We start from the raw sequence: 267 nt of genomic DNA on the forward strand, positions 1-267 counted from the left end.
TGTCTTTTCCGGTTTAAGCTGGAGACCAATAGGTTTTAACCATTCGGAAATAGCAATCTTGCACTGTTCAATGATTTTGCGGCTTTGCGATATGACCACAAAATCATCGGCATATCTAACGACCGTTGTGTTGATAGTTTTCCCTTTAACTCTGTGTTTGGGGAAGAGTTTTTCTATGTGCCTTACCATCCCATCCAGTGCGATGTTGGCGAGGAGTGGACTTATTACCCCTCCTTGAGGTGTCCCGGCTTTTGTGTCGTCAAATAC

The 267-nt window shown here is 44.2% G+C and carries 1 protein-coding gene; it reads right to left on the minus strand.

Annotated elements, in window-relative coordinates; all coding sequences use genetic code 11:
• The coding region (locus AC0QHF_RS08185) for a reverse transcriptase/maturase family protein (RefSeq protein ID WP_324703713.1) at positions 1–267 on the minus strand (267 nt) is incomplete at both ends.

This window comes from Lyngbya sp. CCY1209, assembly GCF_055795065.1.